The sequence below is a fragment of the Agromyces mariniharenae genome, from assembly GCF_008122505.1.
In the GTDB taxonomy this organism is placed as follows: domain Bacteria; phylum Actinomycetota; class Actinomycetes; order Actinomycetales; family Microbacteriaceae; genus Agromyces; species Agromyces mariniharenae.
On record NZ_VSSB01000001.1, the window covers coordinates 1,584,040 to 1,597,024 of the forward strand.

Genomic DNA, 12,985 nt, shown 5'->3' on the forward strand with positions numbered 1-12,985 from the left:
CGCCCGGCGAGCACGTGCGAGCGCCGCCCGCTCATCTCAGCTGCGCGAACCCCTCGGCCTTGCGCGTCGGGCCCACGATGAGGATCGTGTCGTCGGCTCCCAGCACGGTCTCGGCATCGGCGTTGGTCCAGTCGGCGCCGGGCTTCTTGAATGCCGCGATCGTGACCCCGAACTCCTTGCGCAGCCCGGTCTTGCCGAGGGGGATCCCCCAGAGCCGCTCGGGCGGCGCCGACTTCACGATCGCGTATCCGCGCTCGATCTCGATGTAGTCGAGCGCGGCTCCGCGCACGAGGTGCGCGACCTTGCGGCCCATGTCGCTCTCGGGCTGCACCACGTGGTGCACGCCGAGCTGCTCGAGGATGACCGCGTGCTCGGCGCTGTCGGCCTTCGCCCAGATCGACGGCAGGCCCATCGCGAGCAGGGCCGACGACGTGAGGATGGATGCCTCGAGGTTGCCGCCGATCGCCACGACGACCCGGTCGAACTGGTCGATCGACAGCTGACGCAGCACCTCGGGCTTGGTCGGGTCGGCCCGCACCACCTGGGTGAGCTGGCCGTTGAGGCTCTGCACGTTGTCGTCGCGGATGTCGACGCCGAGCACCTCGGTGCCGCCCGCCATGAGCTCGAGCGCGAGCGAGCGGCCGAACCGACCGAGCCCGATGACCGCGACCGAGTCGGCCTCCGCGATGCGACGCGTGTACCCCTGGTCGCCGAACAATGAGCGTCTAGCCAACGACGGGCCTCTCTCTCGGGAACTCGTACAGGATGCGGCGGTCGCGCAGGATGAGCGCGCTGCCGAGGGTGAGCGGTCCGACGCGGCCGAGGAGCATGAGCAGCACGAGCACGACCTTGGCGGAATCGGGCAACTCCGGCGTGATGCCCGTGGACATCCCGGTCGTGCTGAAGGCCGAGATCACCTCGAACAGGATCCGGTCCAGCGAGGATTCGGTGATCTGGAGCAGCAGGAGCGTCGGCCCGACGACGGCGGCGACGGCCACGAGCACGACCGTGATGGCCTGTCGGTGCACCGCGCGCGACAACCGCTTGCCGAAGATGTTCACCTGGGCCTCGCCGCGAAGCTCGGCGAGCATGACGAAGAACAGCACGAGGAAGGTGGTGATGCGGATGCCGCCGCCGACGCTCGCCGGCCCGGTGCCGATGAACATCAGCACGTCGATGGCGAACCAGCTCTCGCTGCTCATGGCCGCGATGTCGACGGTGTTGAACCCGGCGGAGCGGGTCATCACGGACGCGAAGAACCCGGCGAGCACCTTCGTCGCCGGATCGAGCGGGCCGAGGGTCCCGGGATTCGACCACTCCACCGCCGTGAGGTAGGCCCAACCGCCGGCGAGCAGCAGGATCGTGCCCACGATCACGAGGTTCGTGTTCATGCTCCAGCGCAGCGGATGCCGCCACTCCTTCCAGAGCTGCACGATGACGGGGAATCCCAAGCCGCCGAGGATGACCGCGGCGCAGACCGGGAGGCAGACGAACGGGTCGCCGACGAAGCCCATCATGCTGTCGGACTGCAGGGTGAAGCCGAGATTCGTGAACGCCGAGATGGACGTGAACACCGCGTTCCAGACGGCCTTGCCCGGCCCCCAGCCGTAGTGGGTGACGTAGCGGAGGAACAGCAGCGCGGCGACGACCGCCTCGATGAGCAGCGTGATGCCGATGACGGCGCGCACGAGCCGGCGCAGGTCGGTGAACCCCTCGGCGCGGAACTCGCCGGCGGCGTTCAGGCGCGTGCGCAGCGACAGGCGGCGCGCGAGCAGCACGCCGACGAGCGCGGCCGACACGAGGATTCCGAGGCCGCCGAGCTGGGTCATCACGATGATGACGAGCTGGCCGAGGAAGGTCCAGTGCGTCGCGGTGCCGACCGAGTCGAGCCCCGTCGTCGTCACGGCGGATGCCGCGGTGAACAGTGCGTCGACGAAGCTCGTCGAGCGGCCGGGCGCCGTCATCCCCGGCAGCAGCAGGAGCAGCGTGCCCGCGGCGATGGCGGCCATGAACCCGACGACCACCACCTGCGCCGGATGCAGTCGGAATCGACGGCGCAGTTGCTCGGCCGGGCCTTCGTCGCCCGGCTTGCGGGTGGCCACGGGCACACCATACGCCCGCGGGCGGAGGTTCGGCAGCAGGTACGCCGTCGTGGTCGTTCGGCCGGCGGCTCGGCGCTCCCGGTTGGCATGCGCTTGCCCCGGCTTCGACATCTGCGCCGACATCGGCTTGACTGGAGGTCATCTGCACCGCCGCGGGTACGTCGACACCGATGATCGCCGCGGTCGGTCGAATCGAGGGCGAGGAGCGGGATGACGGCGATGGGGCGGTCTCTGGGGCTTGGGACGGCGGTCGTGCTGGCGCTCGGCCTGACGGCGTGCACGGTGGGCGGCGAGCCCGCCTCCACCGATCCGGTCGTGCAACTGGGCGCGCCCGGCGAGCCGAACCGCACGCTCACGCCCGAGGAGGCCCGCGAGATCGGTGTGCCCGAACACGTCGACGCCGACGTGACGTTCATGCTCGACATGATCGACCACCACTCCCAGGCCCTGGTGATGACCGGGTACGTGAAGGAGAACACGGACGACCGCGACATCCGCCTGCTCGCCGAGCGCATGGAGGTCAGCCAGGAGGACGAGATCGACCAGATGGCGCAGTGGCTCCAGGACCGCGCGCAGCCGCTGCGCGAGAACGGCCACGACGGGCACGGCGGCGGGCACGGGATGCCGGGCATGCTCACCGAGGAGCAGCTCGCTGAGCTCGAGGCCGCGAAGGGCGACGCGTTCGACCTGCTGTTCCTCGAGTACATGATCCAGCATCACCAGGGCGCCCTGCAGATGGTGCAGGACCTCTACCAGGCGGGCGGCGGCCAGGAGCCGGGCGTCGGCCAGTTCGCGGCCCACGTCGAAGGCGACCAGGGCATCGAGATCGCCCGCATGCAGGAGATGCTCGCGGAGCGCACGTCCTGAGTCCGAGCCCATCGTCGCACTGACGACCCGACGCGCTCGACCCGGCCGGGATGCGAAAGGAGGCCGGGCACGAAGCCCGGCCCCCCCCTCATCCGATCAGTCGGATCCGCTCGTCAACTCCCCGCCTCGGCGAGCGCGTCGAGCGCCTGCACGAGGTTCGAGTCGGCGGGCAGGCCCGAGGTGCGACCCGCGTTGCCGAGGTGCGTGGCGACCGCATTGGCGCTCGCCGACCCGCCGGCCGAGAGCTTCTCGGCCTGGTCGATCGACTTGCGCACCTGCTTGAGCGCGTTGCCGCTCAGGCTGCCGTCGCGCTCGGCCTGGTCGACGAACGACCGCACGACCGCGTAGCTCGGGTCGTGCACGAGCTTCGACTGCAGCTGCGCGTTGAACTCGTCGAGCTGGATCTCCCCCGCAGCCGCGATCTCGTTGGCCGTCAATATCGCGCTCGGCGTGAACGCCAGGCTCTCGAACCCTCGCGCGATCTCGCTGCCGAGCACGTTGCCGTTGTACCAGTACGTCGACCAGAACCCGCCGAGGTTCAGCCCCGTCGGGTTCGGCGTGTTGATCGGACCGCGATCGGCGTAGGCGATCTCCACGGGGTTGGCCGTGTCGGTGAAGTCGATCACCGAGAGGCCGCCCTGGTACCAAGCCTGCACCATGATGTCGCGACCCGGAACCGGCACGATCGAGCCGTTGTGCGCCACGCAGTTCTCCTGCGAGGTCTGCACGGCCGGGAGCTTGTAGTAGCTCTGGAACTCCATCTTGCCGTCGACGATGTCGAACAGCGCATTGGCGCCCCACTCGGGCTGGTCGGTCACACGGCAGCGGGCCGACGTGCCGCCGCCCCACTCGTCGGTGAAGATGACCTTCGTGCCGTCGTTGTTGAACGTCGCCGAGTGCCAGTACGAGAAGTTCGGGTCGGCGACCGCGTCGAGGCGCACCGGGTTCACCGGGTCGGTGATGTCGACGAGGATGCCGTTGCCCTGGCACGCGCCCGCGAGGAGCCCGATCTCGGGGAACGCCGTCACGTCATGGCACGTGTTGGTGTTCGGCAGCGGGCTGTACGGGATGCCGCTCGGGTGCAGAGTGCCGGTGGGCGTGTTCTGCAGGCCGTTGAACGCGCCCGTCGCCGGGTCGGTGAAGATGCGCGGCTGGCTCACGATCGCCGCCGTCTGCGGCGCCGCGAGCGGCACCTTGATGACGTCGATGCGCCACTGCGTGGGGTTGCCCGTGGTGACGGGGGTCTGCGTGTTCGTGTTGGCGTTCTCGCAGCCCGCGAGCTCAGCCGCCGGACGGACGCCCGACGTGCCCGAGTTGTAGATGTAGACGTTGTTCGGGTCGTCGGGGTCGGTCACGAGCGTGTGCGTGTGCGATCCGCGACAGGTCTGCACGCCCGGCAGCTGCACCGGGTTCGAGATGTCGCTGATATCGAAGATGCGCACGCCGCGGAACCGCTCGAGGTTCACGGAGCCGCCGGCGCCCTGCGTGCCGCAGTCGATGCGGCCGCGCGTCTCCTCGACCGACATGAACAGCAGGTCGCCGTAGACGGACACGTCACCCTGGCCGCCGGGACACACGAACGACGACTGCAGCGTCGGCTCGCCGGGATCCGAGATGTCGTAGACCTGGAAGCCGTTGAAGTTGCCGACGATGGCGTTGTCGCCCGTGAACGCCAGGTCGGAGTTCACGAACCCGAAGTTGCCCGGAGCCGCGTCGAACGGGGCGACGCGGGGCAGCTTCGCGAGCCACTCGATGTTGCTCACAGCCTCGCCTGCGTCGTGGTACCCGGGCGCAAGGCCTTCGCGCGGGTCGTCCTCTTCGGCGCTCGCGCTCGTGGCGGCGAACAGCGACGTGCCGAGCACCAGCGCTCCGACTGCCGCGAGCGCTCTCCTGCGCCATCGGACGGGTGTTGATGAGGTTCTCATCGGTGATGCCCTCTCTTCTCGTGCTTCTCGAATCTGTCTCGCAACGATCGATGCCCTCCGACGAGCGGCGGCACTTCCTCGTGCCGCTCGCCGGCCCGAGGGCCGACCTCGGACCAACGTACCGAGGAAAGCGGTTCCAATGCATCCGTTTTCGGATGATCGGCTTGTCAGGGGCGCCGCATAGGCTCGGGAGCACATGAGCACCACCCTCACTCGCCGCGCCGTCGACCGCGACATCCTGCGACTCGCCGTGCCCGCGCTCGGCGCCCTGATCGCCGAGCCGCTGTTCCTCCTCGCCGACACGGCGATGGTCGGCCACCTCGGCGCGACCCCGCTCGCCGGCCTCGGGCTCGCGAGCGCCGTACTGCAGACGATCATCGGGCTGATGGTGTTCCTCGCCTACGCGACGACGCCGTCGGTGGCCCGCCGTGTCGGTGCCGGCGACGAGCGCGGCGCGGTGGCATCCGGGGTCGACGGGTTGTGGCTCGCGCTCGGGCTCGGCGCAGTGCTCGCGCTCGCCGGCTGGGCGGCGACGCCGTGGCTCGTCGGGGTGTTCGGGGCATCCGCCGAGGTGAGCGACGCGGCATCCGCGTACCTCTCGATCTCGATGGCCGGACTGCCGGCCATGCTCGTCGTGTTCGCGGCCACCGGCCTGCTGCGCGGCCTGCAGGACACGCGCACGCCGCTCTGGGTGGCGGGCATCGGCTTCGCCGCGAACATCGCGCTCAACGCGCTCTTCATCTACGGGTTCGGGTGGGGCATCGCCGGATCGGCCATCGGCACGGTCGTCGCCCAATGGGGCATGGTCGCGGTGTACCTCGTGGTCATCGCGCGGCATGTCGGCCGGGTGGGCGCGAGCCCGTGGCCGCATCACGCGGGCGTGCTGCGCGGGGCCGTGTCGGGCGGCTGGCTGTTCCTGCGCACGGCGAGCCTGCGCGTGGCGCTGCTGCTCGCGACCTGGGCGGCGACCTCGCTCGGGTCCGACGAGCTCGCGGCCTACCAAGTGGCGATCACGATCTACTTCACGCTCGGGTTCGCGCTCGACGCGCTCGCGATCGCCGCACAGGCGCTCATCGGCAAGGGCCTCGGCTCGGGCGACGTGGAGCACGTGCGCGCGGTGCTCCGCCGCTGCGTGGAGTGGGGTGTCTGGTCGGGCGTCGTGCTCGGCGGAGTCGTGGTCGCGACGGCATGGGTGCTGCCCGCGCTGTTCACCTCGTCGCCCGAGGTCGCGGCGCTGCTGCCGCCGTCGCTCGTGGTGCTCGGGCTGTCGGCGCCGCTCGGCGGACTCGTCTTCGTGCTCGACGGCGTGCTCATCGGCGCGGGCGACGCCCGCTACCTCGCCTGGACCGGCCTGGTGAACCTCGCGGCGTTCGTGCCCCTGGCGCTCGGCACCGTCTGGTGGGCGGATGCCGCGGGCCTCCCCGGCGCGGCATCCCTCGCCTGGCTCACGGCGTCGTTCGCGATCGGCTACCTCGCCGCGCGGGCGGTGACGCTGTCGCTCCGGGCGCGGGGCACACGCTGGATGGTCGTGGGCGCGACCGCCTGAGTCAGTCGCGGCGGAATCGGCGCAGGAGCACGACCGCCAGCGCGACGACGGCGGCGGGCACGAGCAGGACGGCGGCGATGATGACGACGTGCCAGGCGAGGAAGCCTTCGAGCATGTGCCGAATGTAGCGCCTCCGTGGTGCCGCGCGCGGGGGCGGTCAGGCGCGCGGCGGGGCCGTCGTGCTCCCGACGTGGAGCGTGCTCGTGAACTGCACCGACTCGGCGGGCTGCCCGGGCTCGCCGTCGAGGAGGCGAACGATCGCCTCGCCCGCGGCGCGGCCCTTCGCGACCGACGGCTGCACGAGTGTGGTGAGGTCGTGCTGCAGGCCGTCGACCCGGATGCCGTCGAAGCCCACCACGCTGAGCTCCGCGGGGACCGCGATCCCGAGCTCCTCCGCGGCCCAGATCACGCCGGCGGCGAGCAGGTCGCTCTGCGCGAGGATCGCCGTCGGTCGGTGCGAAGGGTCGGCGAGCAGGGCGCGTCCGGCCTCGAGGCCCTCCTCGATCGAGCTCGCACCGGCGACGCGGCCGGTCGCGTCGGGGAACACCTCGCGCGCGCCGATGAGTCGCTCGGTGGCGGTGTCGGCCGTGCTCGAGTCGACGAGCGCGGCGGTGAGCGGGCCCCGCGTGCGGGCGGCGTCGAACGGGAGCGTGACGAGCGCGACATCCGTGTGCCCGAGCTGTCGAAGGTGCTCGGCCCCGCGACGCGTGGCCTCGCGGTTGTCGATGGAGATCTGCGGCACGTCCTCGCCGGGGTCTCCCTCGATGGCGACCGCGGGGATGCCGCGGCGTCGCAGCGCGTCGACGGAGTGCTCGAGGCGCGGGCTGCAGCCGACGAGCACGACGGCGTCGACGGGCGCGGACTCGATGCCGACCGCGTTGCCGCCCGCCTCGCCCGTGTCGGTGAGCAGGAGCAGGCCGGCGCCGAGCGGCGCGATGCCCTCGGTGATGCCGTCGAGCATCTGGATCTTCACGGGATCGAGGAAGGCCGCGCGCACGCGCTCCTCCAGCACGACGCCGACGATGCCCGAGCGGCCGCGGCGCAGCGAGCGCGCCCGCGGGTCGGGGCCCGCGTAGCCGAGCTCGGCGGCGGCGGCGAGCACGCGCTCCTTCGTGGCATCCGACACCGGGCCGGAGCCGCTGAAGGCGAGCGACGCGGTCGACGCGGAGACGCCGGCCTTCGCCGCGACGTCGGCGAGGGTGGGACGTGCTGCGGTGTCGGTCATGGTCTGGTCGCTCCTCGGCGGTCGGCGGAACCGGCCTTCGCCCTGATTGTAGGCCGAATCGATTCGATGCCGGCTGGGAGGCGCGGCCCGGGCGCGCCGGAGTCGAGCCCGCTCGTTCACTCCCGCTCGGCGAGTTCCTTGATCTTCGCGAGTGCCGAGTCCCACATGCCCTGGGAGTGGTCGCGCGCCTCGGTCGTGCGGTTGCCGTCCTGCTCGAGCGTGAGCACGGTTCCGCCGTCGGCGTCCTCGAGCGTCCAGGTGAGCGTGTGGTGGTTCTCGGGCACGTCGGCGTCGCCGCTCAGCGGGCTGAAGTGCGTGTTCACGAGGCGCCGTCCGGGCTCGAACTCGAGGACCACGCCGTGATCCGAGTACGGGCGGCCCTCCCAGACCCCGTGCCAACGGATCGGCCCGCCGACCGTCCAGTCGGTCTCGAGGTCGGTCCCGAACATGAACTCGCGCGTGGCATCGGGGTCGGTCAGCACCGCCCAGACGCGCTCGCGCGGCGCACCGATCGTGATCGTCGACGTCGCGACGAATCCCTCCGCCATGGTCGGCTCCCTTCGGTCGGCCCCATCGGATGCCGCGGCGTCGCGCCGCGGCATCCGTCATCTCGTCACGACTCGGCGGCGGCCATGACCTCGTCGCGCGCCGCGGCGAACGCCTCGACGCAGCGGCGGATCTCCTCCTCGGAGTGCGCCGCCGAGAGCTGCACGCGGATGCGCGCGAGCCCGCGCGGCACGACCGGGAAGCTGAACGCCGTCACGTACACCCCCCGCTGCTGCAGGGCGTCGGCGATGCGCGCGGTGAGCGCGGCGTCGCCGAACATGACCGGCACGATGGGGTGCTCGCCGGGCAACAGGTCGAAGCCGGCATCCGTCATCAGCGACCGGAACAGCGCCGCGTTCGCCTTCAGCCGCTCGCGCAGCTCGCCCGACGACTCGAGCAGGTCGATCGCCTGCAGCGTGCCCGATACGATCGCGGGCGCGAGCGTGTTCGAGAAGAGGTACGGCCGCGCACGCTGGCGCAGCAGGTCGACGATCTCCTGGCGGGCCGCGACGTAGCCGCCGGATGCCCCGCCGAGCGCCTTGCCGAACGTGCCGGTCGTGATGTCGATCCGCCCCTCGACGCCGCAGTACTCGGGCGTACCCCGGCCGTTGTCGCCGACGAACCCGACGGCGTGGGAGTCGTCGACGAACACGAGCGCGTCGTACTGCTCGGCGAGGTCGCAGATCTCCCGCAGCGGCGCGATGTAGCCGTCCATCGAGAAGACGCCGTCGGTGACGATCACGCGGCGGCGGGCGCCCGCCGCCTCCTGCAGCTTCGCCTCGAGGTCGGCCATGTCGCGGTTGCGGTAGCGGAAACGCTGCGCCTTCGACAGGCGGATGCCGTCGATGATCGAGGCGTGGTTGAGCTCGTCGGAGATGATCGCGTCATCGGGCCCGAAGAGCACCTCGAAGACGCCGCCGTTCGCGTCGAAGCACGACGAGAAGAGGATCGTGTCGTCGTAGCCCAGGAAGTCCGAGACCTTGCGCTCGAGCTCCAGGTGCAGCTCCTGCGTGCCGCAGATGAACCGCACGCTCGCGAGCCCGTAGCCCCACTCGTCGAGCCCGCGGTGCGCGGCCTGCTTGATGCGCTCGTCGTTCGCGAGCCCGAGGTAGTTGTTCGCGCAGAAGTTCAGCACCTCGCGGCCGGCCACCTCGATCTCCGAGGACTGCGGTCCGTGGATGCCGCGCTCGCGCTTCGTGAGCCCGGCGGCCTCGATCTCGTCGAGCTCCGCCCGGAGCTGCTCCTTCACCGATCCGTACACGCTCAGACCTCCGTCCAGTCGAGGATGACCTTGCCGACGCCGCCCGATGCGGCCGCATCGAACGCCGCCCGCCACTCGCGCGCCGGGTAGCGGTCGCTGATGATGGATGCCACGCGCGAACGCAGCTCGGCGCTCGTCTGCAGCATCGCGCTCATGGAGTTCCACGTCTCGAACATCTCGCGCCCGTAGATGCCCTTGAGCGTGAGCATGTGGGTCACGACCTTGCCCCAGTCGATCGCGTAGGGCTCGCTCGGCAGGCCGAGGAGCGCGATGCGTCCGCCATGGTTCATGTTCTCGATCATCTCGGGCAGCGCCTTCGCCGATCCCGACATCTCGAAGCCCACGTCGAAGCCCTCGCGCATCCCGAGGCGCGGCTGCACGTCGCGGATGCGTTCGCGCGACACGTCGACCGCGGCATCCGCCCCCATCGCGAGTGCCAGCTCGAGGCGAGCCGGGCTCACGTCGCTCGCGACGATGAACCGGGCGCCGACGTGCCGAGCGACCGCGATGGACATGAGGCCGATGGGGCCGCAGCCGGTGACGAGCACGTCCTCGCCGACGACCGAGAACGCGAGCGCGGTGTGCACGGCGTTGCCGAACGGGTCGAAGATCGCGCCGACCTCGGGCTCGACATCGGCGTGGTGCACCCACACGTTCTCGCCGGGGATCACGACGTACTCGGCGAACGCGCCGTCGCGGTGGAGGCCGAGGCCCTTCGTGCGGATGCACATCTGGCGGCGACCGGCGCGGCAGTTGCGGCACATGCCGCACACGATGTGGCCCTCGCCCGACACGCGGTCGCCGACCGCGACGTCGTGCACGAGCTCGCCGACCTCGACGACCTCGCCGTAGAACTCGTGGCCCGGGATGAGCGGCGCCTGGATCTCGGATGCGGCCCAGTCGTCCCACTGCTCGATGTGCAGGTCGGTGCCGCAGATGCCCGTGCGGAGCACCCGGATCTTGACCTCCTCGGGCCCGGGCTCGGGCTCGGGTCGGTCGACGAGTTCGAGTCCCGCTGCGGGCGCGGGCTTGTACAGGGCCTTCATCGGCGACGCCTTCTTCGTACGGGCGCCTGCGGGGTGGGCCGGCGCCGGGCTCGTGCGCCGAGGGTCACGACGCACGTCGAGGTGACCCGTTCATCGTAATCGCGGCCGCGGGCGGATGACGCCGGGGGGCGACGGCGAGCGGATGTCACGGATCCCGACCTCTCGATCCGAGTGCAGGAAGTTCCGCGCCACGCGCCGTCTCAGGCCGTGCCGACACGCCGCACCTGGCCAGCACTTCCTGCATTCGGTGCGGCTGATGCTGCGGCATCCGACTCATCTTGGGTCACTCGAACGGATGCCGCGGCAAAACCGAGCGCAGGTCGATATTGACGCTCGAATCGATTCGACTACACTGGAACCACCTTCAGCATCCCGGCCGCCGGCCCCTTCGACGACGAGGAACCATGTCGCACAACCGAGACGACGAATCCGCCCTCGCAGAGCGCAGCGACGCGTCCCCCGCGCCCGGCGGATCCGCGGCCGGTCGGCCGCGCCGCGAGCTCACCGCCTGGCGCAACGCGGTCTTCGCCGTCTTCTTCCTCTCGGGCCTGAGCATGGCGAGCTGGGTCGCCCGCCTGCCCGCGGTGCGCGACTACACCGAGCTCAGCACGCAGGGCGTCGGCCTCGTCATCATGGGCGGATCCATCGGCGCCGTGCTCGGCCTCATCGCCGCCCCGTGGCTGATGGCGCGCGTCGGCGCGCGCGCCGGCATGATCGGCGTGCTCGTGACCGTGTCGGTCGGGCTCGTGTCGGTCGGCGTCGGCGGCTCGCTCCTGCCGTCCGTCCCGCTCGTGGTCATCGGGCTCTTCCTGTTCGGCTTCGGCAACGGCGCGGTCGACGTGATGATGAACGTCGAGGGCGCCGAGGCCGAGCGCGAGATCGGCAAGACGCTCATGCCGCTCATGCACGCGTTCTTCAGCTTCGGCACGGTCGCCGGCGCCGGACTCGCCGCCGTGGCATCGGCCCTCGCCATCTCGGTGGCCGTGCACCTCGGCGTGATCGCGCTGCTCATCGCGGGCGGCGTCGTGGTCGCCGTGCGCTACGTGCCCGTGCGCGAGGAGCTCGGCGACGACCCGCACGACGACACACCGCGCGCGCCCTGGACGCAGCGCCTGCGCGAGAGCCTCGCCGTGTGGGCCGACGTGCGGCTGCTCCTCATCGGCGTCGTCATGCTCGGCATGTCGTTCGCCGAGGGCGGCGCCAACGACTGGTTGGCGCTCGCGGTCGTCGACGGGCACGGCTACGACGCGACGATCGGCGCGGCCGTGTTCACGGTCTTCACGGTGGCCATCACCGCCGCCCGCATCGTCGGCGGTCCGCTCATCGACCGCTTCGGGCGCGTGCGGATGCTGCAGGCCCTCGCCGCGATCGGCGTCATCGGCCTCACGCTCTTCATCTTCAGCAGCGAGCCCTGGATGCTCATCGTCGGCACCGTGCTCTGGGGCATCGGCTGCTCGCTCGGCTTCCCGGTCGGCATGTCGGCCGCCGCCGACGTGCCCGACCGCCGGCTCGCCGCCTCGCGCGTGAGCGCCGTGGCGATCATCGGCTACTGCGCGTTCCTCGCCGGCCCGCCGTTCCTCGGCTTCCTCGGCGAGCACTTCGGCCTCCTCAACGCGCTGCTCGTGCTCCTCGGCCTCATGGTGCTCGCGGGCATCGCGGCGCCCGCCGCACGCGAGCAGTCGGGGCCGCGGGCGCGCGCGAAGGCCTGAAGCGCGCGTGAGGGCCTGAGCGCGTCGGCGGCCCGCCGTACACTCGACAGGTGCGCCTCGTCATCGCCCGCTGCTCCGTCGACTATGCGGGTCGGCTCTCCGCCCACCTGCCGCTCGCGACGCGTCTGCTCATGGTGAAGGGCGACGGCAGCCTCCTCGTGCACTCCGACGGCGGCAGCTACAAGCCGCTCAACTGGATGAGCCCGCCCTGCACGCTCGAGGCCGTCGCGCCCGACGACGAGCAGCAGTCCGCCGGCATCGTCGAGGTCTGGAAGGTCACGCACAAGAAGACCGCCGACCAGCTCGTCGTCTCGATCCACGAGGTGCTGCACGACTCCGCGCACGAACTCGGCGTCGACCCCGGCCTGCAGAAGGACGGCGTCGAGGCCCACCTGCAGCAGCTCCTCGCCGAGCAGATCGAGCTCCTCGGCGAGGGCCACCGGCTCGTGCGCCGCGAGTACATGACCGCGATCGGCCCCGTCGACATCCTCGCGACGGATGCCTCGGGCGCCTCGGTCGCCGTCGAGCTCAAGCGCCGCGGCGACATCGACGGCGTCGAGCAGCTCACCCGCTACCTCGAGCTCATGAACCGCGACCCGCGGCTCGCGCCCGTCAGCGGCGTGTTCGCCGCACAGGAGATCAAGCCCCAGGCGCGCACGCTCGCCGAAGACCGGGGCATCCGCTGCGTCGTGCTCGACTACGACGCGATGCGCGGCATCGACAGTGGGCACGCCAGACTGTTCTGAGTCGTTTCAGCG

The 12,985-nt window shown here is 71.1% G+C and carries 11 protein-coding genes; 4 read left to right on the forward strand and 7 right to left on the reverse strand.

All coding sequences use genetic code 11. The features are described 5' to 3' along the window. Positions 1 to 31 precede the first annotated feature (31 nt). Positions 32 to 733, reverse strand: coding sequence for a potassium channel family protein (locus tag FYC51_RS07245; protein WP_238476253.1), 702 nt, complete (start codon positions 731 to 733; stop codon positions 32 to 34). Beyond that, positions 726 to 2,102, reverse strand: coding sequence for a TrkH family potassium uptake protein (locus tag FYC51_RS07250; RefSeq protein WP_238476254.1), 1,377 nt, complete (start codon positions 2,100 to 2,102; stop codon positions 726 to 728). Before FYC51_RS07250 ends, FYC51_RS07245 begins: the two co-directional genes overlap by 8 nt. Positions 2,103 to 2,321: 219 nt before the next feature. Here FYC51_RS07250 and FYC51_RS07255 point away from each other — a divergent pair, with 219 nt between their 5' ends. Beyond that, positions 2,322 to 2,969 (forward strand): DUF305 domain-containing protein, encoded by a 648-nt coding sequence (locus FYC51_RS07255; RefSeq protein WP_187432527.1) that lies wholly within the window; start codon positions 2,322 to 2,324, stop codon positions 2,967 to 2,969. 113 nt (positions 2,970 to 3,082) lie between these two features. Here FYC51_RS07255 and FYC51_RS07260 read toward each other — a convergent pair whose 3' ends face one another. Beyond that, positions 3,083 to 4,831 (reverse strand): LVIVD repeat-containing protein, encoded by a 1,749-nt coding sequence (locus tag FYC51_RS07260; RefSeq protein WP_222863217.1) that lies wholly within the window; start codon positions 4,829 to 4,831, stop codon positions 3,083 to 3,085. Positions 4,832 to 5,090: 259 nt separating this feature from the next. On the opposite strand from FYC51_RS07260, the gene FYC51_RS07265 reads away from it, so the two are divergent. Next, positions 5,091 to 6,440 (forward strand): MATE family efflux transporter, encoded by a 1,350-nt coding sequence (locus FYC51_RS07265; RefSeq protein WP_148732932.1) that lies wholly within the window; start codon positions 5,091 to 5,093, stop codon positions 6,438 to 6,440. Positions 6,441 to 6,597: 157 nt separating this feature from the next. Here the strand turns inward: FYC51_RS07265 and FYC51_RS07270 are convergent, their stop codons facing one another. The 4 genes from FYC51_RS07270 to tdh form a co-directional block, all read right to left on the reverse strand. After that, positions 6,598 to 7,665 (reverse strand): LacI family DNA-binding transcriptional regulator, encoded by a 1,068-nt coding sequence (locus FYC51_RS07270; protein ID WP_148732933.1) that lies wholly within the window; start codon positions 7,663 to 7,665, stop codon positions 6,598 to 6,600. 116 nt (positions 7,666 to 7,781) lie between these two features. Continuing rightward, a complete protein-coding gene (locus FYC51_RS07275; RefSeq protein ID WP_148732934.1) occupies positions 7,782 to 8,213 on the reverse strand; it encodes an SRPBCC family protein in 432 nt (143 codons plus the stop codon). A 65-nt stretch (positions 8,214 to 8,278) separates the two neighbouring features. Beyond that, positions 8,279 to 9,472: a glycine C-acetyltransferase gene (locus FYC51_RS07280; RefSeq protein WP_148732935.1), complete on the reverse strand. Its 1,194-nt coding sequence runs from the start codon at positions 9,470 to 9,472 to the stop codon at positions 8,279 to 8,281. A 2-nt stretch (positions 9,473 to 9,474) separates the two neighbouring features. Continuing rightward, positions 9,475 to 10,518: an L-threonine 3-dehydrogenase gene (tdh, locus tag FYC51_RS07285; RefSeq protein WP_148732936.1), complete on the reverse strand. Its 1,044-nt coding sequence runs from the start codon at positions 10,516 to 10,518 to the stop codon at positions 9,475 to 9,477. Positions 10,519 to 10,922: 404 nt separating this feature from the next. Here tdh and FYC51_RS07290 point away from each other — a divergent pair, with 404 nt between their 5' ends. Next, a complete protein-coding gene (locus FYC51_RS07290; protein WP_148732937.1) occupies positions 10,923 to 12,227 on the forward strand; it encodes an MFS transporter in 1,305 nt (434 codons plus the stop codon). 50 nt (positions 12,228 to 12,277) lie between these two features. Beyond that, a complete protein-coding gene (nucS, locus tag FYC51_RS07295) occupies positions 12,278 to 12,973 on the forward strand; it encodes an endonuclease NucS (protein WP_148732938.1) in 696 nt (231 codons plus the stop codon). The last annotated feature ends 12 nt before the right edge of the window (positions 12,974 to 12,985 follow it).

What these genes read in the sequence shown, in the direction of transcription:
- FYC51_RS07255 (WP_187432527.1), top strand. Translation starts at nt 2,322, where the DNA reads ATGGGGCGGTCTCTGGGGCTTGGGACGGCGGTCGTGCTGGCGCTCGGC.
- FYC51_RS07265 (WP_148732932.1), top strand. Translation starts at nt 5,091, where the DNA reads ATGAGCACCACCCTCACTCGCCGCGCCGTCGACCGCGACATCCTGCGA.
- FYC51_RS07270 (WP_148732933.1), bottom strand. Translation starts at nt 7,665, where the DNA reads ATGACCGACACCGCAGCACGTCCCACCCTCGCCGACGTCGCGGCGAAG.
- FYC51_RS07275 (WP_148732934.1), bottom strand. Translation starts at nt 8,213, where the DNA reads ATGGCGGAGGGATTCGTCGCGACGTCGACGATCACGATCGGTGCGCCG.
- tdh (WP_148732936.1), bottom strand. Translation starts at nt 10,518, where the DNA reads ATGAAGGCCCTGTACAAGCCCGCGCCCGCAGCGGGACTCGAACTCGTC.
- FYC51_RS07290 (WP_148732937.1), top strand. Translation starts at nt 10,923, where the DNA reads ATGTCGCACAACCGAGACGACGAATCCGCCCTCGCAGAGCGCAGCGAC.